At 60.5% G+C, this 21,745-nt stretch carries 23 protein-coding genes and 2 tRNA genes; 20 read left to right on the forward strand and 5 right to left on the reverse strand.

Going from position 1 to position 21,745, the window contains the following annotated elements; genetic code table 11:
* Window positions 1–154 precede the first annotated feature (154 nt).
* On the reverse strand, window positions 155–601 hold the full coding sequence (locus tag NW851_RS06710; protein WP_414334007.1) for a Fur family transcriptional regulator: 447 nt from the start codon (window positions 599–601) through the stop codon (window positions 155–157).
* A gap of 310 nt (window positions 602–911) precedes the next feature.
* On the opposite strand from NW851_RS06710, the gene NW851_RS06715 reads away from it, so the two are divergent.
* Both NW851_RS06715 and NW851_RS06720 read left to right on the forward strand, forming a co-directional pair.
* On the forward strand, window positions 912–1,292 hold the full coding sequence (locus tag NW851_RS06715) for a hypothetical protein (RefSeq protein ID WP_414337359.1): 381 nt from the start codon (window positions 912–914) through the stop codon (window positions 1,290–1,292).
* A 58-nt stretch (window positions 1,293–1,350) separates the two neighbouring features.
* Entirely contained in the window at window positions 1,351–2,634 is a 1,284-nt protein-coding gene (locus NW851_RS06720) for a D-alanyl-D-alanine carboxypeptidase (protein ID WP_414337360.1), read from the forward strand.
* 25 nt (window positions 2,635–2,659) lie between these two features.
* Here the strand turns inward: NW851_RS06720 and NW851_RS06725 are convergent.
* Window positions 2,660–2,732, reverse strand: a tRNA-Ile gene (locus NW851_RS06725).
* A 74-nt stretch (window positions 2,733–2,806) separates the two neighbouring features.
* On the opposite strand from NW851_RS06725, the gene NW851_RS06730 reads away from it, so the two are divergent.
* The 14 genes from NW851_RS06730 (at window position 2,807) to NW851_RS06795 (ending at window position 14,567) form a co-directional block, all read left to right on the forward strand.
* Window positions 2,807–3,442, forward strand: coding sequence for a TMEM165/GDT1 family protein (locus NW851_RS06730; RefSeq protein WP_414334011.1), 636 nt, complete (start codon window positions 2,807–2,809; stop codon window positions 3,440–3,442).
* Window positions 3,426–3,755: a TMEM165/GDT1 family protein gene (locus tag NW851_RS06735; protein ID WP_414334012.1), complete on the forward strand. Its 330-nt coding sequence runs from the start codon at window positions 3,426–3,428 to the stop codon at window positions 3,753–3,755. The genes NW851_RS06730 and NW851_RS06735 overlap by 17 nt, the downstream gene beginning before the upstream one ends.
* Before the next feature lie 100 nt (window positions 3,756–3,855).
* A complete protein-coding gene (locus NW851_RS06740; RefSeq protein ID WP_414334013.1) occupies window positions 3,856–4,005 on the forward strand; it encodes a hypothetical protein in 150 nt (49 codons plus the stop codon).
* Window positions 4,006–4,103: 98 nt separating this feature from the next.
* Window positions 4,104–4,862: a UMP kinase gene (gene pyrH / locus NW851_RS06745; RefSeq protein ID WP_414334014.1), complete on the forward strand. Its 759-nt coding sequence runs from the start codon at window positions 4,104–4,106 to the stop codon at window positions 4,860–4,862.
* A 265-nt stretch (window positions 4,863–5,127) separates the two neighbouring features.
* The gene (mltG, locus tag NW851_RS06750) at window positions 5,128–6,288 is read left to right on the forward strand and encodes an endolytic transglycosylase MltG (RefSeq protein WP_414334016.1); all 1,161 of its coding nucleotides are present in this window, start codon (window positions 5,128–5,130) and stop codon (window positions 6,286–6,288) included.
* A 6-nt stretch (window positions 6,289–6,294) separates the two neighbouring features.
* Window positions 6,295–6,783, forward strand: a complete 489-nt coding sequence (locus NW851_RS06755; RefSeq protein WP_414334017.1) for a YqeG family HAD IIIA-type phosphatase — start codon at window positions 6,295–6,297, stop codon at window positions 6,781–6,783.
* A gap of 307 nt (window positions 6,784–7,090) precedes the next feature.
* The gene (locus tag NW851_RS06760) at window positions 7,091–7,738 is read left to right on the forward strand and encodes a thermonuclease family protein (protein ID WP_414334614.1); all 648 of its coding nucleotides are present in this window, start codon (window positions 7,091–7,093) and stop codon (window positions 7,736–7,738) included.
* 279 nt (window positions 7,739–8,017) lie between these two features.
* Entirely contained in the window at window positions 8,018–8,968 is a 951-nt protein-coding gene (locus tag NW851_RS06765) for a LysR substrate-binding domain-containing protein (RefSeq protein WP_414337362.1), read from the forward strand.
* Window positions 8,969–9,140: 172 nt separating this feature from the next.
* The gene (locus tag NW851_RS06770) at window positions 9,141–10,073 is read left to right on the forward strand and encodes an alpha/beta fold hydrolase (protein WP_414337364.1); all 933 of its coding nucleotides are present in this window, start codon (window positions 9,141–9,143) and stop codon (window positions 10,071–10,073) included.
* Window positions 10,074–10,147: 74 nt separating this feature from the next.
* The gene (locus NW851_RS06775) at window positions 10,148–11,149 is read left to right on the forward strand and encodes a zinc-dependent alcohol dehydrogenase family protein (RefSeq protein WP_414337365.1); all 1,002 of its coding nucleotides are present in this window, start codon (window positions 10,148–10,150) and stop codon (window positions 11,147–11,149) included.
* A gap of 2 nt (window positions 11,150–11,151) precedes the next feature.
* Window positions 11,152–11,751 (forward strand): hypothetical protein, encoded by a 600-nt coding sequence (locus tag NW851_RS06780; RefSeq protein WP_414337366.1) that lies wholly within the window; start codon window positions 11,152–11,154, stop codon window positions 11,749–11,751.
* A 53-nt stretch (window positions 11,752–11,804) separates the two neighbouring features.
* Complete coding sequence (locus NW851_RS06785) at window positions 11,805–13,421, forward strand: AAA family ATPase (protein ID WP_414337367.1); 1,617 nt, start codon at window positions 11,805–11,807, stop codon at window positions 13,419–13,421.
* A 360-nt stretch (window positions 13,422–13,781) separates the two neighbouring features.
* Complete coding sequence (locus NW851_RS06790; protein WP_414337388.1) at window positions 13,782–14,435, forward strand: Crp/Fnr family transcriptional regulator; 654 nt, start codon at window positions 13,782–13,784, stop codon at window positions 14,433–14,435.
* 59 nt (window positions 14,436–14,494) lie between these two features.
* A tRNA-Phe gene (locus tag NW851_RS06795) sits at window positions 14,495–14,567 on the forward strand.
* A gap of 139 nt (window positions 14,568–14,706) precedes the next feature.
* Here NW851_RS06795 and NW851_RS06800 read toward each other — a convergent pair.
* From NW851_RS06800 to cobU, 3 genes are read right to left on the reverse strand one after another with little or no spacing between them, the layout of a single operon-like run.
* Window positions 14,707–15,240, reverse strand: a complete 534-nt coding sequence (locus NW851_RS06800; RefSeq protein WP_414337369.1) for a hypothetical protein — start codon at window positions 15,238–15,240, stop codon at window positions 14,707–14,709.
* Entirely contained in the window at window positions 15,237–15,731 is a 495-nt protein-coding gene (locus NW851_RS06805) for a CRR6 family NdhI maturation factor (RefSeq protein ID WP_414334781.1), read from the reverse strand. Before NW851_RS06805 ends, NW851_RS06800 begins: the two co-directional genes overlap by 4 nt.
* Window positions 15,732–15,775: 44 nt before the next feature.
* Window positions 15,776–16,333, reverse strand: a complete 558-nt coding sequence (cobU, locus tag NW851_RS06810) for a bifunctional adenosylcobinamide kinase/adenosylcobinamide-phosphate guanylyltransferase (RefSeq protein ID WP_414334782.1) — start codon at window positions 16,331–16,333, stop codon at window positions 15,776–15,778.
* A gap of 515 nt (window positions 16,334–16,848) precedes the next feature.
* Here cobU and NW851_RS06815 point away from each other — a divergent pair.
* The 4 genes from NW851_RS06815 to NW851_RS06830 all read left to right on the forward strand — a co-directional run bounded on the left by NW851_RS06815 (window position 16,849) and on the right by NW851_RS06830 (window position 21,742).
* A complete protein-coding gene (locus tag NW851_RS06815) occupies window positions 16,849–18,309 on the forward strand; it encodes a hypothetical protein (protein WP_414334783.1) in 1,461 nt (486 codons plus the stop codon).
* Complete coding sequence (gene priA / locus NW851_RS06820) at window positions 18,309–20,738, forward strand: primosomal protein N' (RefSeq protein WP_414337371.1); 2,430 nt, start codon at window positions 18,309–18,311, stop codon at window positions 20,736–20,738. Before NW851_RS06815 ends, priA begins: the two co-directional genes overlap by 1 nt.
* Before the next feature lie 96 nt (window positions 20,739–20,834).
* Window positions 20,835–21,206, forward strand: coding sequence for a YtxH domain-containing protein (locus NW851_RS06825; RefSeq protein WP_414334785.1), 372 nt, complete (start codon window positions 20,835–20,837; stop codon window positions 21,204–21,206).
* The gene (locus tag NW851_RS06830) at window positions 21,203–21,742 is read left to right on the forward strand and encodes a hypothetical protein (RefSeq protein ID WP_414334786.1); all 540 of its coding nucleotides are present in this window, start codon (window positions 21,203–21,205) and stop codon (window positions 21,740–21,742) included. Before NW851_RS06825 ends, NW851_RS06830 begins: the two co-directional genes overlap by 4 nt.
* Window positions 21,743–21,745: the final 3 nt, after the last annotated feature.

Here is a 21,745-nt window from a genome sequence, read left to right on the forward strand (position 1 = left end):
TCAGCTATTGCTGCAACTGCCAATGGCTTGCGACTTTACAGCGGCTATTCTGGCATGTTCCCTGCCAAGGGGATCCCCATCTCCCTACAAACTCAGTACAGCCCCGCTGCCGGGAGAGCGCCCAGAGCCAGCCTGAGCTTCGGGAATTGTTTGGCTACAAAATCGAGCGCTGCCCCTCCGGGCTGATGCCGATGATGGTGAGCTGGCAATCCAGCACCTTAAAGCCGTACTTTTCGGCCACTTTCTGGGTGATGTTGAGGATGGCGCTGTTTTTGAACTCGATCACCTTGTTGGTCTTAACGCACACCAAATGGTGGTGGTGGTGGGGGGCCGGCTGGTTGATCTCGTAATGCTTGTGGCCTTCGGTCAGTTCCAGCTCGCGCAAAATGCCCATGCGAGCCATCAGCTTGACGGTACGATAAATGGTAGAAAGGCTGATGTTGTGGCCTTCTTCCCGCAGCTTTTTGTGCAGATCCTCCGCGCTCAGGTGAGTCCCCTCAGGCAAGTTTTGAAAGGTCTGGAGGATGATCTCCCGCTGCCGAGTGGCTCGCCAGCCTTTTGCATTCAGCTCTGCTTTGAAAGCTTCTTCCGTGTAGACCATGATGCCGCCCCTCCGCTGTTGGGCAACGTCGCCGTAACAGTCAATAAGTTCTGTAATTGATAATAACTGCATTTGCAGCGATGCTAACGACCTTGGTTGTCAACACCAGGAAACCTGCCGGCAGAGGGCGAGAAAGTGGGTGCGGGAAACCGGATGCCCTATTCATTCGGGATGAGCTAGCCTACAGAGCATGGCTAGGGGATGGATTTTTCTGGTGTGCGGGTGAGTCTGGGCTAACATACTCGGGAAAAGGCCCGCGGCATCCCGGCAGCGTTGGTCAGCGTAGTCAATACGGGAAGGGAAAACAAAGATGCGGTTTGAGCAGCCCAAAACCTATTCCATTTCTCTAACCGGCTGGGGCTTCTGGCTGGGATCCCTGGCCTTGGCAGCTTTGCTGACCCGTGTCGGGCTGGGGTGGCTGGTCGCCGGGTTGGTGGCTCTGTTGGTGTTCTTGCTCTCTCTGCCGGTGTTGGTGCTGCTGGCCTTTCGCTGGTGGGCGCGCCGCTGGATCGCCACGGATCGCTGCCCGGTGTGTGGGTCAGAATCGCAGGCCATCGAGGGCAGCCGCTTCTTTTGCCCCAGTTGTGGCGAGCCGCTGTTTGTTGCCGATGGACATTTTTATCGACAAACGCCCCCCGGCACCATCGATGTGGAGCCGCTAGAAGAAAGCGGCTGGGAGTTGCCGAGCTGAGGGATCCGCTCCTGCGGTGGGTCGGCGTTTTTAGAGGGCATTTTGGGTGAAAGGTGCTGTGCAATACTATTGCGAACGACAGCGGCGGGTCTGGCTGCTGGTTGCGATCTGGGTGGGGATGCTCTCGGCGGCGCTCCTGCTGTTGAGCTCAGCTCATTTTTGCCAGGCGACGGCGCAGGGATCCCTGCAACCCCAGGTGGAGACCTACTTGGCCCAGCTGAGCGGTCGCGGCTTTGCTTCCGCCGCCCAGGGGGTTTGGCTGCAGATGGGCGACCAGGTTTTGGGGCAACATCAAGGATCCAAGGCTCTGCCGGCGGCCTCTCTGACCAAGGTGGCCACTACCCTGGCCGCTTTGCAGCAGTTTGGCCCGCACCATCGCTTTGTGACTACCTACTTGACAACAGGTTCCCTGGGAGCGGATGGGGTTTTGCAGGGCGATCTCTGGGTGCTGGGAGGGGAGGATCCCTTTTTTGTTTGGGAGGAAGCCTTCGCGGTGGGGAACGCCCTCAACGCCCAGGGGATCCGCCAGGTGCAGGGGGATCTGGTGGTGGTGGGCCGCTTTTACATGAACTTTTTCCAGGATGTGGCCCGCTCGGGCGCGCTGTTGCGGCAGGGGCTGGATGCCCGCCTCTGGCCGCCGGAAGCCCAGGCGCAATTCCAGACCTTGCCCCCCGGCACGCCCAGGCCGCAGGTGGAGATTTTGGGATCGGTGCGGGTTGCCCAGCAGATCCCCTCGGAGGCCCAGGTCTTGCTCAGGCATGAATCGCCCCCCCTCATTCACCTGCTCAAGCTGATGAACCTCTACAGCAACAATGCCATGGCCGAGATGGTGGCCAATGCAGTGGGGGGAGCAGCTCAGGTGGCACAAATGGCCCAGGCCATCACCGCGATCCCGGCAGAAGAGCTGTACCTGATCAACGGCTCGGGGTTGGGGGTAGAAAACCGCATCTCTCCACGGGCCAACGTGGCCCTGTGGCAGGCGATCCAATCGCTTCTCGAGGAGCAGGGGCTTTCTCTGGCCGATGCTTTTGCCGTCGTCGGCCAGGACGTGGGGGTGCTGGAGCGGCGGCTGCTGCCGGCGATCTTGATCGCCAAGTCGGGCACCCTGAGCGGCGTCAGCACCTTGGCGGGGGTATTGCCCACCCAGCAGGGGGATATCTGGTTTGCCCTGATGAACGGCGGATCTGACCTGGCCGGCTTGCGCGCCCAGCAGGGGCAATTCCTCAGCCAGCTCCAAGCGCAATGGGGATCCCCTGCCGCCTTACCCAAACGCTGGACGCCCCGCTCTCTGGATACGGGATCCCGCACGGAGCCTTTGCTACGTCCTCTTTGGCCACTCTAACCCTTTTGCAGGGAAGCTTTGCCGATGGGGCGTACAGGGATCGAACCTGTGTAAGGCAAATTATGAGTTTGCTGCCTAAACCGCTCGGCCAACGCCCCTTATTCTTCTACTCTAGCGCTCTTGTCTTTATCCAAAACGGGGTGAAAAAGAGCTACTCGACGGGATAAGCTGCATGTCGGTGATTGTGAGGGCAGAGGCGATGGCAAGGGACTCCGTCCCGCTGGCGCGAACGGCGCGTTCTTGGCAGGGTCAACTGACGTTGGGCTTGGGTCTGATTGCCGTGTCCCTAGCCCTCTGTTTTGGCTTTTTGACCTTTGGTCAGCACTACCTCAACGGCGAGCGAGCCGCCGCGGATTTCCGGCCTGCCGGGGAGAGCTTGGCCCCCTCTGTTGCCCTCGATACTGAGCTTCCGACGGCACCGCCCCTCACTGACCTCCCCTCTGCCGAGGGATCCCCGCTGCAACTCTGGCTTGTTACTTTTTTAACTGTGTTTGTGGCGGAAATGGGCGACAAGACGCAGTTGGCAACCTTGCTCATGAGTGCCCAATCCCAATCTCCTTGGGCGATCTTTTTCGGTTCCGCCAGCGCTTTGGTAGCTGCCAGCTTGCTCAGCGTGGTGCTGGGGGAAGGTCTGGGGCAAGTCATCCCTCCAGGCTGGCTACAATGGTTGGCGGGTGCAGGGTTCCTGGTGATCGGGGGCTATGTGCTGTGGCAGGAATGGCGCGGCGACGATCCCCCAGAGCGCCAGCCCCTTCTAGAAGGCAGAACAGAGCAGAGAGCAACAGAGGAACGTGTTGATCCAAGATAACGACAGCCAGACCCCACCGTTTTTGCTGCGGCAAATGGCTGGACGGGCGGCGCTGGTGAGCTTCGGCTCGATTCTGCTGGCGGAAATGGGCGACAAAACTCAATTGGCCACTCTGCTCCTCAGCGCCCGCTCGCAAAACTCCGGGGTGATCTTTTTGGGCGCTGCTGCCGCTTTGATCAGCACCAGCCTCATCGGAGTGTGGGCAGGAGCTTGGGTGGCGCGAATGATTCCACCCCGCTGGATCAAGACCCTGGCAGGAGTGGGGTTTGTTTTGATGGGCCTGGCCCTGTTGGGGGAATCCCTAGCCGGCTGAGCAGAAGGCTCCAGAAAAGTGCCGGCCAAGCATGTTAGGATAAAAACCACCTTCTTTGGGCACTCCACTTCATACCGGATAACCGGTCAGGAAGACCAGCATGGCCAAAAAACGCAACCTGAAGCGGGAAAAAGCCGAGCGCAACCGCGAATATGCCAAGCAGTTTCAGAAAAGTCGTGCTCGCAATGGCCGCCGCTTCCGTTCTGCTCCCCGCGACAATGAGGCCAGCGCTGGCGAAGAACAGCCGTGAGGGGGGTTTTGTCGAGAGAGTCTGTGGATCCATCCTGTGAACAGAGCTAGCCCAACAAACCTGCTATCGTAGGCAGGGGTGGGCTGGAGCGGATGAAGATGAAATACCGACGAATTCTCCTAAAGCTGAGTGGTGAAGCCCTGATGGGGGAACGTCCCTATGGGATCGATCCCGAAATCTTGCAGGCCATTGCCAGCGAAGTGGCCGCGGTGGTGCGGGCCGGTGTGCAGGTGGCGATCGTGGTGGGCGGGGGCAATATCTGGCGCGGGCGCAAAGAGGCGGCTGCCCAAGGGATGGATCAGGCTTCTGCCGACTACGTGGGGATGCTGGCCACCGTCATCAACGCCCTGACCTTACAAGATGCCATCGAGCGAGCCGGGATCCCGACGCGGGTACAGACGGCCATCGCCATGCAAGAGGTGGCAGAGCCTTACATTCGTCGTCGCGCCATTCGTCACCTGGAAAAGGGGCGGGTGGTGATTTTTGGCGCTGGATCTGGAAATCCCTTCTTTACCACCGACACGACGGCGGCCTTGCGGGCGGCGGAGATCGATGCCGAGGTGATCTTCAAGGCCACCAAGGTGGATGGGGTTTACGATGCGGATCCCAAGACCCACCCCCAGGCCCGCCGCTACGATGTCCTCAGCTATCAGGATGTGCTCACCCACGATTTGCGGGTCATGGACAGCACCGCCATCGCCCTCTGCAAGGAAAATCAATTGCCCATTGTGGTCTTCGACCTGACCACCCCCGGCAACATCTATCGCGTGGTGCAGGGAGAGCCCATCGGCACTTGGATCGGGCAACGAACTGTCGAAAACAACGGGATCCCTGCCAGGTTGGCCCAGGAGACTTGATCCCAGCTGGGCGCAGTCCAGGCTACCCAAAAAACTGGGCCTAAGGCCCCGTCCTACCGCTACGCCGTTCCCCTTTGGTGGGCCGTAGGCCCTTGCTGTTGTAGAACCACCAGTAATCCTGACGCGAGGAGAATCCTTTGCCTCTAGGCGAGGGAGTATGTCAAACTGAGGTCGGCCCTGAGTGCCCAGCGATGCCCTGGCATGAGTTGGAGTTGAGGAGTAACCTGGCCCAAAGGTGTGCTCAGGCCATTGGGAGGAGAAGGCGATGACAGAGCAGATCCGGCATTCGGCCCCAGGGGATCCCGTCTCGCCCAGACCCTCTGCTGTCCAAAGCGCTCCCCGCCGCTTCCGTGGGCGCTGGGGTCGGCGCTTGCTGCAGGGCTTGGCTCTCCTGCTGGCTTTGGCCGTCGGCTTCGGCTACTGGCGGTGGCAGACTTGGATCCAGCCTGTAGGAGGTTCAGAGCCGATCCAGGTGAGGATCCAGCCGGGCAGCAGCAGCCGTCGGATCGGGCAACAACTGCGCCAAGCAGGGGTGATCCGCTCGGCTCTGGCCTGGGAGCTGTGGAGCCGCACCTTCGGGCGCGACTGGGTCTTCCAGGCGGGCACCTACGCTCTGGATCCCAACCAAGACATGCTGACCGTAGCCCAACAACTGCGGCAGGGAAGGATCTTGCAGAGACGGCTGACCATCCCGGAGGGTTGGCGCATCGAGCAGATGGCGGCAGCTTTGGCCGAGCGCAACTGGATGCCAGCCGAAGTTTTCATTGCCACAGCCCGCGTGATCCCTCCCCTTGATTGGCTGCCCCCCAGCTTGAGCTCTTTGGAAGGCTACCTGTTCCCGGATACCTATCTTTTTCCCGTCGAACAGGTGGAGGGATCCCTGCCGAACCGGCAAAAGGCCCAGGCGGTGATCGATGCCATGCTCCAGCGATTTGTTGCGGTGGCTCTGCCCCTGTTCCGGCAGCATGCCACTTCCCTGTCTCTGCATGAGTGGGTCACCCTGGCCAGTATTGTGGAGCGGGAAGCTGTGGTGCCGGAAGAGCGCGCTTTGATCGCGGGTGTCTTCTTGAACCGGCTCAAGCAGGGAATGCCCCTGGGAGCCGATCCGACGGTGGAATATGCCTTGAATATCCGGCAAACTCCGGATCGCCGCCTCACCCTTGCCGAGGTGCGTACTCCCTCTCCCTACAACACCTACCTCAACCCCGGCTTGCCCCCTGGCCCCATCGCCAGCCCAGGCTTGGCCAGCCTCAAAGCCGTTTTGGAGCCTGAAAAGACCGATTACCTCTACTTTGTAGCCCGCTACGATGGCACCCATGTTTTCAGCAAAACTTTAGCCGAGCACGAGGCAGCCCAATTGCAGATTCTTCAAGAGCGCCAGCAAGCTGCCCAGGGATCTCGGCCCAGTTCTCAAACAAGTCCTTAGCCGAGAATGGTACGTAAGCCTTGGTTCAAGCTCCTGCAACCGGATGTGGTGGTGCCCGGCACTGTCTTGAAGTTGCGGGCCGAAGACCTGTGGGCCTGGCAGGTAAAAGGCGTCATCTTCGATGTGGACGATACGCTGGTGCCGATCCGACAGGCTGAGGTGGCTCCTGCTGTGGCCGCTTGGCTGGAGCAGTTGCGTCCGCACTTTCAAATTTGGCTGGTGAGCAACAACATCAATCGCAACCGCATCCAACAAATTGGAGAAAGCCTGGATCTACCTTACATTCACCGCGCTGGGAAGCCTTCACGGCGGGCCTTGCGGCGGGCCGTAGCTCAGATGGGCTTGCCGGTGGAGGCAGTGGCCATGGTGGGAGATCGCCTATTGACCGATATTTTGGCGGGCAATCGGCTGGGCTTGGTGACCGTGCTGGTCAACTCCCTCCTATCCGCAGAAGTCGAGAAGAACCCTACTACCCTCTTGGATCCCCGCTTTTGAGAGATTCTTTGGACAGCCCAGGCGCTCCGCGCCGCTAGCGCGACCTCTCCCTCAGGGACAGCCCTCACCCCCGGCCCCTCTCCCTCAGGGAGAGGGGAGCTGGGAAATAACGAGCTGTTTCCTTGTTATTTGCAATGACTCTATAGATTGTCACGGGGTAGCGCATCCGCCAGTTGAAATCGAGAGATAGCCCGCAGAACCGACCCATCTGCCCAAGTTTTTTGTAGAGTGACGGCAGGCCGGATCCCGCATTGAGGCCCAGTGGGCGGCGGTGCGAGGGCGGCGTGAGATCTAGCCAAAGTTCAACATGCGAACCATCCCTATCGTCAAGTCTGTCCTGCAACGGCTAAAGTCCGTGCTGAAAAAATCTCTGCGTTCTGCTCCGAGTTCTCCTCGCCCCAGATCCCTGCTTGTAGCCAATGGACGGAGCCTTATCAAACTGGGCAGCGTTCTGGCTTTGCCCTTGCTGTGCTCGGCATGGCCCGCTTGGGCCCTGACACGGGTGGCGCGTCCGGAGCTGCGCGATCTAAAGCGTGCAGCCATAGTTCGGGTGGTCGACAACAACACCCTGGTTGTCCAGCTTGAAGGGGATTTGGATTTGCGGCTGGTGCAACTGATCGGGATCGATCCCCTGCCGGCGGAGATCAATCCTACGTGGACGGAGCTGCGCGGACAAACCCCTTTGGCGGTTTACAATGCCGGCCAATATTTGCAGACGGCTTTGCTGGGACGGGAGGTGTTTCTGGAGTTGGATCCTGCCCTGGCTCCCGCTCCCACGTTACCTGCCTACGTTTGGCAGGCCAATACCCTCATCAACCAGGAAATGCTGTTTTTGGGCCATGGCCTGTTGTCTGGGCGAACCGATGGCCTCAAGTATGGCCCTATCCTCAGAGAAGCAGCCACTGCGGCAAGGCAACAGGGGCGCGGCTATTGGACGTCCTATGGCCCTCGCTGACCTGCTCCCCACGGCCAGTCGCGTTGGCGGGATGAAGTCCTGGCGTAGCTCTTAACTGGGAACTTTAGGTCGCTTTTCGCTAAAACAGCCTGTAAGTTCCAGGCCTCCCTCTCTATCCTTGGCTGGTCAACCCCCGCAGCCGAGCTGCCGGGGAGGGGCTGAGCTGTTCTCTTTAGATTTCTCGCTTGTTTATGATGATCTCATGTGGGTTTCCAATCCTGGGCTGCCCAGCTCCTCAGGGAACTGAAAGAGATCCCGCCGGGCAGTTTGGAGTTCCTTATGCCGGATGAGTTGCCGTTTACCCTAGATCAACTTCTCATTGTGCGGGCAATTGCCCAGCAGGGTAGTTTTCGCCGTGCTGCCGATAGCCTGTTTGTCTCCCAACCCGCTGTCAGCTTGCAGGTGCAGAACCTGGAGCGGCAGTTGGGGGTGGTGTTGTTCGACCGCAGTGGGCGCAAGGTGGAGTTGACGGATGCCGGGAAAGTATTGCTGCAGTACAGCGAGCGCATCCTCAAGCTGTGCCATGAAACCCTCGAGGCTCTGGCAGATTTGCAAGCAATGGAGCGAGGGCACCTGGTTTTGGGGGCCAGCCAAACGGTGGGCACCTATGTCATGCCTTCTTTGATTGCGCAATATCACCGCTGCTATCCCCAGATTTCGATGCAGCTCTTGGTGCAATCCACGCGGCGAATCGCCCAGAAGTTGGTGGATGGTCAATTGGACGTGGCCATTGTCGGTGGGGAGATCCCGTTTGACTTACAGCGGCACTTGAAGGTGATGGCTCTGGCGGAAGATGAATACGTGCTGGTCGGCGCCCCCGGCTGTGCCGTTGACTCTCCTGCTCTAGCGGATCTGTTGACTTTGCCTTTTATCACTCTGGATCCCCAGTCTTCCACGCGGCAGACCATCGACCGGGTGTTGAATCGCCACGGCATCAACCCGGCTCAACTGAATGTGCGGCTGGAGCTCAGCTCGATTGAAGCCATCAAAAATGCAGTCCAGGCGGGTTTGGGGGTGGCTTTTTTGTCGACGGTGGCGGTGGGAGCCGATGTGGAGCAAGGTCGGTTCCAAAAGCTGGCGGTGGAAGGGCTGCAGATACGGCGTACCCTCTGGCTGGCTTTTAACCCGGAGCGCTATCAATCGCAGGCGGCCACCCGCTTTCTCCAAGGGCTACTGACCCGCCAGGACTGGCTGAAAATCCCCCCTCCCCATTTGCAGTTGCTCGGTTGAGTCGCAGCTTTTCCCGACCCCGTGGGAGTTTTTGGGATCAGTTAAGATCTCTACAAGATCCTCAGAAGAAGTGCTGCCTGGGATCCATCAAGGGCTCTGTCCCCTCACCCGTTCGCGGCGGGGTGACCTTGGCGTAGCACGGGAAAAGGCTGTATCTGCTGACGATGGGCCGATGATCGAGCAAGAGCTGTTGGAACGGCTGCCTTTGGCGCAGCGCCTGGCGGAGTTACGAGCGCGCGTTCAAGCGATCCCGCTGCAGAGGGTGAAATTGGAAGGATTGAACATCCCAGGGGCAGAGTCCTGCTGGGCCGCCTATCGAGAGTGGGGAGACGGGATCCCCCTGCTGTTTTTGCACGGTTTTATGGCCACCCACGCCAATTGGTGGCCGCTGATGCAGGGGTTGGGAGGCGAGTACCGCTGCATCGCCCTCGATTTGCTGGGGTTCGGGCAGTCCAGCCAGCCGGCCTTGCGCTACGACATCGGTGCAGAAGTGGAGTTTGTGCGCGGATTTGTCCAGGCGCTGGGCCTATCGGCTCCGGTTCTGGTGGGCCATTCTTTTGGCGGCTGGGTGGCAGCGGCCTATGCCGTGCGGTATCCACTGCGGGGGTTGGTCTTGTTGGCCCCTGCCGGGATCCGCGACGACAGCTTTGTCAAACGCTACCGCCATTTGCGGCCCTTGCTCTGGGAAAGCGTTTGGGTCGATTGGCTGTTGCGGGCGATCACCCCCCTGGCCCGATGGTGGCATTGGGAAGACAAACTGGCTCAACTCTTGTGGTTGCGCGGATCCCTGCGCCAACAACCGGTGGCCCGGCAATTTCTCCGACAACGTCTGCGCCCGCAAGCTGCCGTCGATACGGTTGAGCGTTACCTCAAACACATTCAGGCCCCCACCCTGGTGGTTGCCGCCGAACAGGACGACACCATCCCCCTCTGGCACTGCCGAACCTACGCCGCAGGGATCCCCGGAGCGCAGCTCAAGATCCTGCCCGGCGCCAGCCATGCTATCCCTGCCTTGCATGGGGAACAAGTGCTGCCCCTCATCGGGGAATTTCTCGATGCAGCTTTTTCCAAATGTTACCCGAATGCTATGGGAGTTCCCCGGTGATGGTCGATAATGCCAAGTCTTATCTTGCATCCATTGAACGGGCCAATCCAACCAGAACCGAACAACTTGAGCGCATGAAAGCTGTGGTCATGAGTGTGGCCGGTGGGCCAGAGGTTCTGCAGCTCCGAGAAGTCCCTGAACCTCAGATTCGCGGTGAGCGGGAGCTGCGCATCCGCCTCAGGGCAGCCGGCGTCAACCCCATCGACACCAAGCTGCGGCGGCGAGGCACCTTCTACCCCGAAGAGATGCCAGCCATCTTGGGGTGTGACGGTGCCGGCGTTGTGGAAGCCGTGGGATCCGGCGTCAGGCACTTTACGGTGGGAGATGAGGTTTACTTCTGCCACGGCGGTCTGGGCAGGCAGGCGGGCAACTATGCCGAGCTGATCGTGGTGGACGAGCGCTTTGTGGCTCCCAAGCCCAGAACACTGAGCTTTGCCGAAGCTGCGGCTGCTCCGCTGGTGCTGATCACCGCCTGGGAAGCCCTTTACGACCGGGGACGGCTGCAGGCCAGCCAACGTGTGCTTATCCACGGGGGAGCGGGTGGAGTTGGCCATGTGGCCATCCAACTGGCCCGCCTACGGGGATCCAAAGTGGCCACCACCGTGAGCACCCCAGAAAAGGCGGTGTTTGTCCGTTCTTTGGGGGCCGACTTGCCCATCTTCTACCGGCAGACCGACTTTGTGCGGGCCGTTTGGGACTGGACAGGGGGGGAAGGGGTGGATCTGGCCCTGGATACTTTGGGCGGCGCGATCTTGGAGCAGACCTTCCCCGCGGTGCGCGTGTACGGGGATATCGTCACCCTGCTGGCGCCGGCCCCGGAGACCGATTGGCGGGTGGCCCGCGACCGCAACTTGCGGGTGGGGTTCGAGCTGATGCTCACCCCGATGCTGAAAAACCTCACCAACGCCCAGCAAAACCAGGCGGAAATTCTCAGGCAGTGTGCCCGCCTCATCGACCAGGGCCAACTGCGGATCCAGCTCAGCCATACCTTTCCTCTGGCCGAAGCGGCTGCCGCCCACCGGCTGCTGGAGCAGGGATCCGTTCTGGGCAAAATTGCCTTAACCATCCCCGAGTAGGCATGCTGGAAAAGTTGGTCGAGGATCTGCCCATGGTCGCTCCTCTCACCCCCCACCTGTTGGAGAACGAGAGCTTCTACGAAAATGCCCTCTGCTGGCTGGGACGGCCCCAGACGGCCTATCGGCTGTTGAGTGAAGCGGTTTTTCCTGCCATCTCCTCTTGGGTGCGGGGAGAGGTGGATAGCCACTCTTTTAACCACTGGCAACTGGAGGATGTGCGCACCTTTCTGTATCCGGTGGTGGCCTTGGGAGACCAGGAAAGCCTCGTTCTCTGCAGTGAAGCCCTGCTCCTCTGTGGCATCGGCAACTATTACAACCCCTGTGACTTGGCCATTGTGGTGTTTGTGCAGCAGCCCCAGGAGCTGTTCAGCCAATTGATGCAGCGCATTCGCCGGGCCGAAGCCACCATCAGCCGCGGGCCAGAGGTGCGCATGCTCTCGGAACAGGTGAACCTGGCCAAGCGCGGACAAGACTACATCAACACCAAGTATCTGGTCTGGCCCTACGCCCTTTCCGGTGCAGCTCAAGATACCCTAATTAAGCAAGGGATCAGCCTGATCCGCCTCTCCCCTCAGGAGGCTGCCTTGCTCTTCAGGGAATAGGTGGCGGAAGATCGGGATCCCTAACCCCAACCTTTCCATCTCTATCGTTTTTCATGGCCGATGCCCACCTGCCCCCTTTGATCCAAGCGATGCTGGATCCCGCCTTCTACCCTCATCCGGCGCAGGATCCCATTCAGCTTATTCAAACCCACATTTCCTATATTCTGCTGACGGGGGACTATGCCTATAAGGTGAAAAAGCCTCTGGATTTCGGCTTTTTGAATTTCACCACCCTAGAGCAGCGGCGCCACTTTTGCCAAGAGGAGCTGCGCATGAACCAACGCGGCGCTCCCGGCCTTTATCTGCAGGTGTTGCCTATTTTTCAAACCAATGGCCGCTTTCAGTTCAGCGGCAGCGGCGAGCTTGTAGAATACGCCCTGCAAATGCGGCAATTTCCCCAAGAGCAACTGTTCAGCAACCTCTTTGAGCGAGGAGAGCTGACGCCGGCCTTGATGGAAGAGCTGGGGCGGGTGGTGGCGATGTTTCATGCCCGGGCCGAGACCAACGATTACATTCGCAGCTTTGGCCGGCCAGAACGGGTGCGCGAGGCCTTTGACGAGAATTACGCCCAAACCCAGCGCTACATCGGCGGCCCCCAAACAGCTCGGCAATATCGAGAAACCCGAGCCTACACCGATCGCTTTTTTGCCGAGCGGCAGGAGCTTTTCCAACAAAGAATAGAACAAGACCGCATTCGTGAATGCCACGGGGATTTGCACCTGCGCAACATCTGTTTTTGGGAAGGGAAGATCCTACTTTTTGATTGCATCGAGTTCAACGAAGCCTTTCGCTTTGTGGATGTCATGTACGACGTATCCTATGCAGTGATGGATCTGGATGCCCGCTATCGTCCGGATCTGGGCAACGTCTATTTGAACACTTACTTGGAAGAAACCGGAGATTGGGAAGGGCTGAAAATCCTGCCCATCTACCTCAATCGCCAAGCTTATGTGCGGGCCAAGGTTACCTCTTTTTTGCTGGAGGATCCCACGGCAACAGAGGAAACCAAGGCAACGGCCTTCCGCACTGCTGCTCGGTACTATCGCCTGGCCTGGGAATACACTCTCCCCAAGCAGGGGCAGTTGTTCTTAATGTCGGGATTGTCGGGATCCGGCAAAAGTACGGTGGCCCGTCACCTAGCCCGTCAGCAGGGAGCCATTCACATTCGCTCCGATGCCGTGCGCAAGCATTTGGCCGGGATCCCCTTATGGCAACGGGGGGGGCCGGCGGTCTATACCCCGGAGATGACCGATAAAACCTACCGCCGCCTGGTGCAGTTGGGCGTGGAGCTGGCCCAGGAGGGCTACACCGTGATTCTGGATGCCAAGTTCGACCGGCAGGCGCTGCGGGGAATAGCCATTGCGCAGGCCCAACAACGGGGGATCCCGCTGCACATTCTCCACTGTTACGCCCCTGAGCCTGTTTTGCGAGAGCGCCTGCAACGCCGCAGCCAAGCTCCTCAAACCGGCTGCATCGATGGAGTTGAGCAGCGCCCTGCCGACATTGCCGATGCCACGGCCGAGATGCTTACCGAGCAACAAGCCCACTGGGAGGAGTTTTCCGAGTTGGAACGGCCTTTTTTGAGGGTTCTGGATACCAGTCAAGATTGGCCCTCTCAACTTCAGCAGCTTTGGGTCTCGACTCAAACTGCACCCAGTCAGGAAAATTGACATGAGCAAGGTGGATTTCACCGTTTGCGGGTTGAGGTTATTTCCAACCCGAAAGACACTTCCCGAACCCGCCGCGCCCCGGCCCCTCTCCCAGAGGGAGAAGGGAGTTGGGGATCGACACAACCATCCGCTGCATCGCTATTTGCAATGGCTGTAGAGGAGGGCAGCAGCTCTTGTTGAGCAGGGAACAGGGGTGCGCTTACCCGAACATTTCGCCTTACACAAAGCCAGCAGGAGGTTGGGAAGTGTGTCAACGTGTCTTTAAAGGCCCCCACCCTTTTCTCACCCAACTCGACCAGAATTGACCGCCTGCAGGAGGATCCAGCGGTGAGCGATGTAACTTCAGATGACCTGCGCCTGATGCTCCTGTTCGAGGGCTTCCCTCCTGAGAAGCTAGAGGTTCTGGCCGGGCAAATGTCGTTGCGCTCCCACCCGGCCAATCAGGCCATCTTGCTACAAAATGACTGGGGCAACGCCGTTTACTTTATCCTGGAAGGGTGGGTCAAGATTCGCACCCATGATCTCGAAGGCCGGGAGATCACCCTCACCATTCTCGGCCCAGGAGAAGTCTTCGGGGAGATGGCCGCCTTGGACGAAGCGCCCCGTTCCACCGATGTCATAGCCCTAACAGCCACCAAAGTCAGTTGTCTGTCGGCCCAGCACTTTCGGGCTTTTTTGGCCTCGGATGCCCAGGCCGGCATCCGACTTGCTCAACTCATGTCGCGTCGTTTGCGGCAGATCAACCGTCGTCTGCAGTTACGCGAGGCCAGTAGTACGGCCCGTGTTGCCGATATCCTGCTGTTCTTGGCCGAGTCTCGTGGCCGGGTCAGCCGGGGTGGCGTAGAGATTCCCAACTTGCCCCATCGGGAGCTGAGCAGCTTGAGCGGCTTGGCTCGGGAAACGGTCACCCGTGTCCTGTCTAAGCTGGAGCAGGAAGAGCTGATCCGCCGGGATCGCACCCGAGAGGTTCTCTGCATTCCCCAGATGGAGGCTTTGGAGAAACTGATTGGCTGAATGGGGGGTATTACCAGTTGCCGAAAGCCTTCGCAGGGTTGTAAGATAATAAGCCCAGAGCCGGGATAGCTCAGTTGGTAGAGCAGAGGACTGAAAATCCTCGTGTCACCAGTTCAAGTCTGGTTCCTGGCATCTGACGCTACCCTCACCCCCAGCCCCTCTCCCATCCCTCACCCCCAGCCCCTCTCCCTGAGGGAGAGGGGAGTTAGGGATAGCGCTCCACAACAAGGGCTTGGCGGGCGAGCCTCAGGCTCCTGTCATGGGAAGGAGATCAACGAACGTAGCCCAGTTGCTCCAGGAAATCGGTGTCCCAAAGGATCTGCCCATCCAGAGTCATTCTCCCCAGCACCGGTATTCCGACTTGAGCCTCCAGGTGTGGGATCAAAGTTGCATCCAGCTCTTCCAAAGCTTGGGGATCCTCGGTTTCGGGCAGGGATCCGACCAGCACCCACCCCAAGCTGCGGGCCTTGGCTTGGCGCATCAGGGCGGCAAAGACGGTTGCTTGGCTCAGGGCGGCCTTCCGTTGCAGCGTTAAGAGCAAGCTGAACCCCCACGCATGGGCCAGATCCGCCCAGGTTTGGCCTGGCCCCAGGGGATCGGCGACACTGCCCGGCAGAACCAGTAGGGGATCTTTTTCTCCTGCCCACTCGCAGATTTGTTGCCAGAGGGCCTTGAGCTGAGCTTCCGAAGGGTTGGAATCCACCCTGAGCCGGCCCCAAGGGTTTTGGGTCACCTCTTGCCAGGCGCCGGCCACTGCTGCGGCTCCGGGGATCGCCGGCCAAGTATCGGCCACCATCACCCTCATGATTCTGGATCCCCCGCCTCAGACTCCCAGAGAGTGAGAAACTCCGGCTGAACCTCGAAGCCAAACACCAAAGCCATATCCCGCAGCATCGAGAGGGATCCCAGTTTCTGCTGCTTGAACCAACGCATCAACACAAAGATCTTCTGATAGACAAAGATTTCCAGTGCTTCTGGGTTGTAAACAATGCCCTCGCGAGGGTTGAATTGATGAGGCACCAACATAGCTGCGTAGCGGGCCAGCTCTCCTTGGCGCCAGTTGAGGAAGTAGGGCATCCAGGGGCAGACCGTATCCCAACGGATAAACCACAGGCGCACCTCCGGGATCTCCGACAGCTCGCGCGGATCGTCGGGGCTGCGCGGCCAATCGATGGCGCATTGCACCTGTTGGGCAGCCCGGACGGGATCCGCCATCAGGGTTTTCATTAATTCGTGGCCAGGGGTGAGATCCAGAGATTGGATGGCCTTGGCAGGAAGGTAGAAGGTAATCGGCACGACGACACGGCTATCTGATATCTGACTTGCAAATGCAGCTTATCTCAGCTCTGCCCCACCTCGCCTGCCACCGGGATCCCCCAGCGGGTGAGATCGAGGGCAAAGCCTGCGGTTACCAAAAACACCTGGTCGGCCAGAGGAGCCAGCTTTTGGGTGAGCTCCCCCATCCGATCCCGAAAGCGGCGTCCCAACGGATAGGCGGGCACCACCCCCCAGCCCACCTCTTCTGACACCAGGATGATCTCCCCCCTGTGGACTGGCAAGGTTGCCAAGAAGGATTGCACCAAGGGATCCCATTCTGCAGCGGGACAGTCTAGGCCCTGCGCCACCCACCCCCCCAGCGAATCCACCAGAGCACAACAGGGCTGGGGCAGCTTTTGCAGGTCGGCCCCCAGGTCGGGCCCGGTTTCCCAGGTTTGCCAAGTGGGGGGACGCCGTTGCCGATGCCGCTGAACCCGTTCGGCCCACTCCGGGTCGGCCTCAGGGTCGGGTTTGGGCCCGGTGGCCAGATAGATGACCGGCAGGCCGGAAGCAGCCGCCAGGTTCTCCGCCAGCCGACTTTTGCCGCAGCGGGCAGGGCCACAGATGAGCACAATCGGCATTGGGCATGAGGATGGAAGTCCATTGTTAGATTAGCTTAGCGGTTGGTCGCCCCTATCCCCTTCAGCTTCATTCCTGGAAACCCCTGCGCGGAGCTTAGGCACATTCTACTTAGGTTGACGTTTTAGAAGAAGCCCAAGCTGTCCTGCGTAGCACTTCGCGATGGGAGTGTGGCACAATGGTGCAGCCGCAGGGTGGGTGTTGTGGGTGATCCAAGGGGGCAATCGTGGCCGGTTCTCGGAGCAGCAGCGGGTCAGAGTCCCCATTCCGTCGGGCTCGCGCCCCACGACCGAAAAAAAGTCAGCCGAGCGCTTCTGCCCAGTCCCAGTTTCGGGATTCTGGAACTGCACAAGAAAGAATGCGTCCAAGCCAGTCTGATGGCACTTCGTCTGGCGCAGAGCGGGATCGGCAAGAGATCTCGCGAGTTCAATCTTCTGGCTTGAACCCGCCCAAAAATCTCTCTATACTGCAGGGAACTTTATCATTCACCCCAACTGCTGCATCTCCCCTTCAACCTATGCGTGCTCCCTCCTCAGGCGACTCGGATCCCATCCTTCCAGAGGCTCAAGCAGGCAGGTCGGCCAAGGATTCCGTCCGAGGAGCGCGAACGGAATCGGATCCCGACCCAGAGCGCCATTTGGCCCAGCGACAGCAACTGGAGAACCGTCTGCTCAAAGCCGAAGCCGAGCTCCAAGAGCGGCGAATCCTTCAGGAGAAACTGCAGGCCGAGGTTCAGGCTCTGCGCAGTCAACTGGCTCAGGCGGAATTGCAGTCCCGCCGGCAGCAACAGCAGATAGAGCTTTTGCAACTGAAAGCCCAACCCTCTGCAGATGCTGGCCTTGAGGCAGAATGTTGCGCTTTGCGCCAGAAGGTGGCCGAACAGGAGAAGGCGCTGCAGGAGCGGGAGCGCGTCCTGCAACAGTTGCAGCAGACTTTGGCGGAGCAGAAGGTCCAGATCTCGGAGCAGGAAGCTCAGCTTGCCGCTCGACAACGTTTAAATGACCGGCAGCGGCAGGATATCGAGGCTTTACAAGAGCAGATCGAGCAGCTCCGCCTGGCCCACGCGCAGGAGCGCCGTCAATGGGAACACCGTCAGCAGGAGCTGCAAGCTTCTCTTCTGGAAGCCCAAGATGTGGCAGAAAAGCGGGTGGAAATGCTGCAACGCTTTAAGGCGGAGCTTTGTCTGGCCCGCACCCAAATTGCCGAAGCTCAGGCGGAGCTGAGCAGCCTACGGGCTCTGTACAGCGACCAACAGGCCGCCTGGCAAGAGCAACGGGAGCATCTCGAGGCCCGTTTGGCCGGCTATGCCGAGACAGAAGCGGAAGCCGAGCAGCGCTGGCGGGAACAACGGCAGGAGCTGGAAGCAGCCCTGGCCGAAGCCCAGGCTCAGCTGGCCGCTTTGCAAGCTCAGCAGGAACATCTGCATCAGGGATCCCAGGAGCAGCAACGGCTGCAACAGCAATGGCAAGCTCAGGCCGAGGCGCTGCAAGCGGCTCTCTCCCAAGCCCAGGCAGAAATTGCCCATTGGCAGCAAGAACACCGCCATCTCCAGGAACGGTACGCCCAAGCCCAGCAGCATCTCTCCACCCTGGAGCAGCAGTTGCAGGCTGCCTTGGAACAGTTGGCCGCCCAGCCTGACCGGCAGCCAGAATTGCGCTCTGCCCAGAGTGCCATCGCCCATCTGCAGAAGCAAGCGGAAACTTTGGCAGAGCAGTTGAAGGTCTTACAAGCAGAACGAGCTGCTCTCTGGGAAGAAAACCGATCCCTCAAAGACAAGTACGAGCAGCAGCAGATGCATGTGCTGAGCTTGAAGGCGGCGTTGGAGCGCAAGGGCCTGGATGTCCCGCCTCGTGCCGATACCTCCAGACCTGCTGGCGCGAGCGATCAAGCTCTGTCTCCCAAGCCCCCAATTCAGCCCCTGCCGGCTCGGGCAAGCAAGCGGGCGGTCGATCTGCCCAGGTTCTTGCCCCGTCCGTGATGCAGCCTCTTCCCCCCCGCTGGCTGGAAGTGTGGGTGGATCATCCCCATTTGGGCGGTTGCTTTACCTATCGCGTGCCAGAGGGATCCACCCCAGAGGCCGGCGACCTGCTCAGTGTGCCCTTTGGTCAACAGATCGCAGGGGGGGTGGCTTTGGGCTGGCGCTCGGAGCTGCCGGCAGGAGTGGATCCGCAATCGGTGCGGGAGATCGAGGCGGTGGTGGCCAAAGGGATCCTGCCCAAGGAATTCTGGCCCTTGCTGCAGCGGGTGGCCGACTACTACCTTACCCCTCTGGCCCAGGTGGTGCGCACGGTTCTGCCCCCTGGTTTGCTCAGCCGTTCTCAGCGGCGTATCCGCCTGGTGCGATGCCCGGAAGCGGTGGGGGGATGTTCGCCGGCTGCCCAAACCCTGCTGGAGCTGCTGCAGGCCAAAGGGGGAGAGCTGTCTTGGCGCTACATCCAACAGCAGATGCCCGGCGCCGAGCTGGCCCTGCGGGAACTGCAGCGACGGGGTTGGGTGGAGAGCTTTTGGCAGGAGCAGCAGGGGGGTAGGATGAAAACCCAACTGGCTGCCAGTCTGGCCGACGACTCCTCGGAGGGGCTGAGCTTGCCCCAGCAGAAGGCGCTGCAGATCCTCAAGCAAAAAGGGGGGGAGCTGCTGCTCACCGAGTGGGAGCGCTTGGCAGGAGTGAGCCGAGCGGTGTTGCAGGGGCTGGCCCGCAAAGGCCGTGTCCACCTCTACGAGCGACCGCTGCTGCGGCTGGCAGATGCCCACTTGCCGGGGTGGCGGGATCTGCCCAAGCCCCTGACGGCAGCCCAGGCCGAGGCGGTGGAGGCGATCCGACAAGCCTTGGGTCGGCCCCGGCGGTTTCTCCTGCACGGGGTCACCGGTTCTGGCAAGACGGAAGTGTACCTGCAGGTGATCGCCCAGGTGCTGCAACAAGGGCGGTCGGCGCTGGTGCTGGTGCCGGAGATCGGCCTTACCCCACAACTGATGGATCGCTTGCGGGCGCGGCTGGGATCCCAGGTGTGGGCCTACCACAGCGGCCTCTCGGAGGGGGAGCGCTACGACACCTGGCGACAGATGTTGACCGCCACTCCCCAAGTGGTGATTGGCACCCGCTCGGCGGTGTTTGCCCCCTTAGCCAACCTCGGCCTCATCGTTTTGGACGAGGAGCACGACGACAGCTTCAAGCAGGATCAGCCCCAGCCCTGCTACCACGCCCGTCAGGTGGCCGAGTGGCGGGCCGAGCTGGCCAACTGTCCCTTGGTCTTGGGCAGTGCCACACCGGCGGTGGAAACCTACGCCGCCCATCTCCAGGATCCGCAGCGGTGGATCCGGCTGACCCTACCGCAGCGCATTCCCCAAGCTGGGATCCCGACCACCCTGCCCCAACTGGAGCTGGTGGATATGCGCCAGGAGCTCCAGGCCGGCAACCGCAGCATCCTCAGCCGCCGTCTGCACCAGGCCCTGCAGCAGACGCTGGAGCGGGGGGAACAGGCCATCCTCTTCGTTCCCCGCCGCGGCTACAGCACCTTTGTCCTCTGCCGCGGCTGCGGCTTTGTCCTCACCTGCGCCCATTGCGACGTCTCCCTCACCTTTCACCTGGAGGGCCGGCAAGAGCTGCGCTGCCACTACTGCGGCGCCCGCCAGCCCCATCCGCAGCGCTGCCCCGCCTGTGGATCCGCCTACCTGAAGCACTTCGGCACCGGCACGCAAAAAGTAGTGGAAGTGCTGCACCAGCATTGGCCACAGCTAGAGATTCTGCGCTACGACAGCGACGCCACCCGCCGCAAGGGATCCCACCGGGAGCTGCTGGAGCAGTTTCGCAGCGGCAAGGCCCAGGTGCTGGTGGGCACCCAGATGCTCACCAAAGGGCTGGACATTCCCCAGGTGACGCTGGTGGGGGTGATGGCTGCCGACGGCCTGTTGCACCAGCCCGACTACCGCGCCGGCGAGCGCACCTTTCAACTGCTCACCCAAGTGGCGGGCCGCTCAGGCCGGGGATCCCTGCCGGGGCAGGCGATCATCCAGACCTATCTGCCGGAGCACCCGATTTTGCGGGCCGTGCTGGCCCACGACTACGAGGGGTTTTTGCGGGCCGAGCTACAGCAACGGCAAGAGGGGGGCTATCCTCCCTATCGAGCCTTGATCTTGATCCGCTTGAGCAGCACTCGCCTGGAGGCTCTGGAGCGCTACTGCCATCAGGTGGCCGAACGTCTGCAGGGGATCCCGGCAGAGGTGCTAGGGCCGGGGCCGGCCCAGGTGGAGCGGGTTGCCGGACGCTACCGCTGGCAGATCCTGTTAAAGCAGCTTCCCGATCAAGCTTGGGATCGCTCCCAGCTCGCTGCACAGATTCACACCGCGATTGGCCATCCCCCCCAAGGGATCCGCGTCAGCTTGGATGTGGATCCCCTGCGGATTCTCTAGGGGCGGCCAGCAGAAGCAGAAAGCCCGTCGATCCGCAGAGATCTTGAGGTAGTCTGGTTTCGGGGCCACCCGTATCCAACTCAACTCTGGCAAAGCATGGCGGAGAACCGAACCGGCGCGTTTATTGGTGGGCTGTTGCTGGGAACGGCAGTGGGCACGGCTATTGGCCTGCTCTTAGCTCCCCGCAGCGGACGGGAGACGCGGCGACTCTTGAAAAAATCGGCAGAGGCGCTGCCGGAGGTGGCAGAAGACGTGACCAGCAGCCTGCAATACCAATCGGAAAAGCTGCTTGACTCTGCTCAAAAAAGTCTGGACGAAGCACTGCTACGACTGCAGCAGGCGGTGGCGGTGGGCAAAGAGGCCATGCTGCAAAAACGACAAGAACTGAGCCAAGCCCAAAACCGCAGCGCCTGGGCCAGGGAAGAAGCAAACTTAGAAGCCCAAGATCGACAGGAAGAAGCGCGATGACCGAGCCGGTATTTTGGTTGGGCCTCTCGGTAGGTCTGGTGGCAGTGGGCATTTTGGCGGTGATCCTGACCCTGCTGCCTGCCGTCATTCAATTGGGTCGAGCCGCCCAGAGCGTGGAACGCTTTTTCGACACGCTGCTGCGGGAATTGCCCCCTACGCTGGAGGCTTTGCGTCTGACCAGCTTGGAAGTGAGCGAGATCGCCGACAGCCTCGACGAAGGGGTCAAGGGGGCCGGACAGGTGGTGAAGCAGGTGAACCGCTCCCTGGAAGGGGCCCGCAACCAAGCCCGTGGCGCTCAGGTCAATGTCCGCAGCCTTTGGGCAGGGGTACGGGCGGCCTGGCAGGCGCTGTCCAGCGAGACTCCCCCCACCGCCATGCGTAACCCTCAGTTGCGCTCAGGCCAAGCTGGTCGACCTTTTTCTGCTGCTGCGCCAAGCATTCCCTTGGGAGATATGCGCTCTTTTGCCAGCAAAGCAACGCCAGAGGGATCCCCCCCCAATGCGCAGCCTTCCCGACCCGATGCCACCAATCCGTGAGAG

The organism is Synechococcus sp. H55.7 (assembly GCF_047462395.1).
Classification (GTDB): Bacteria; Cyanobacteriota; Cyanobacteriia; order Thermostichales; family Thermostichaceae; genus Thermostichus.

What these genes read in the sequence shown, in the direction of transcription:
- NW851_RS06710 (WP_414334007.1), bottom strand. Translation starts at nt 601, where the DNA reads ATGGTCTACACGGAAGAAGCTTTCAAAGCAGAGCTGAATGCAAAAGGC.
- NW851_RS06715 (WP_414337359.1), top strand. Translation starts at nt 912, where the DNA reads ATGCGGTTTGAGCAGCCCAAAACCTATTCCATTTCTCTAACCGGCTGG.
- NW851_RS06730 (WP_414334011.1), top strand. Translation starts at nt 2,807, where the DNA reads ATGTCGGTGATTGTGAGGGCAGAGGCGATGGCAAGGGACTCCGTCCCG.
- NW851_RS06740 (WP_414334013.1), top strand. Translation starts at nt 3,856, where the DNA reads ATGGCCAAAAAACGCAACCTGAAGCGGGAAAAAGCCGAGCGCAACCGC.
- pyrH (WP_414334014.1), top strand. Translation starts at nt 4,104, where the DNA reads ATGAAATACCGACGAATTCTCCTAAAGCTGAGTGGTGAAGCCCTGATG.
- mltG (WP_414334016.1), top strand. Translation starts at nt 5,128, where the DNA reads ATGACAGAGCAGATCCGGCATTCGGCCCCAGGGGATCCCGTCTCGCCC.
- NW851_RS06755 (WP_414334017.1), top strand. Translation starts at nt 6,295, where the DNA reads ATGGTACGTAAGCCTTGGTTCAAGCTCCTGCAACCGGATGTGGTGGTG.
- NW851_RS06760 (WP_414334614.1), top strand. Translation starts at nt 7,091, where the DNA reads ATGCGAACCATCCCTATCGTCAAGTCTGTCCTGCAACGGCTAAAGTCC.
- NW851_RS06765 (WP_414337362.1), top strand. Translation starts at nt 8,018, where the DNA reads ATGCCGGATGAGTTGCCGTTTACCCTAGATCAACTTCTCATTGTGCGG.
- NW851_RS06770 (WP_414337364.1), top strand. Translation starts at nt 9,141, where the DNA reads ATGATCGAGCAAGAGCTGTTGGAACGGCTGCCTTTGGCGCAGCGCCTG.
- NW851_RS06775 (WP_414337365.1), top strand. Translation starts at nt 10,148, where the DNA reads ATGAAAGCTGTGGTCATGAGTGTGGCCGGTGGGCCAGAGGTTCTGCAG.
- NW851_RS06780 (WP_414337366.1), top strand. Translation starts at nt 11,152, where the DNA reads ATGCTGGAAAAGTTGGTCGAGGATCTGCCCATGGTCGCTCCTCTCACC.
- NW851_RS06785 (WP_414337367.1), top strand. Translation starts at nt 11,805, where the DNA reads ATGGCCGATGCCCACCTGCCCCCTTTGATCCAAGCGATGCTGGATCCC.
- NW851_RS06790 (WP_414337388.1), top strand. Translation starts at nt 13,782, where the DNA reads ATGCTCCTGTTCGAGGGCTTCCCTCCTGAGAAGCTAGAGGTTCTGGCC.
- NW851_RS06800 (WP_414337369.1), bottom strand. Translation starts at nt 15,240, where the DNA reads ATGAGGGTGATGGTGGCCGATACTTGGCCGGCGATCCCCGGAGCCGCA.
- cobU (WP_414334782.1), bottom strand. Translation starts at nt 16,333, where the DNA reads ATGCCGATTGTGCTCATCTGTGGCCCTGCCCGCTGCGGCAAAAGTCGG.
- NW851_RS06815 (WP_414334783.1), top strand. Translation starts at nt 16,849, where the DNA reads ATGCGTGCTCCCTCCTCAGGCGACTCGGATCCCATCCTTCCAGAGGCT.
- priA (WP_414337371.1), top strand. Translation starts at nt 18,309, where the DNA reads ATGCAGCCTCTTCCCCCCCGCTGGCTGGAAGTGTGGGTGGATCATCCC.
- NW851_RS06825 (WP_414334785.1), top strand. Translation starts at nt 20,835, where the DNA reads ATGGCGGAGAACCGAACCGGCGCGTTTATTGGTGGGCTGTTGCTGGGA.
- NW851_RS06830 (WP_414334786.1), top strand. Translation starts at nt 21,203, where the DNA reads ATGACCGAGCCGGTATTTTGGTTGGGCCTCTCGGTAGGTCTGGTGGCA.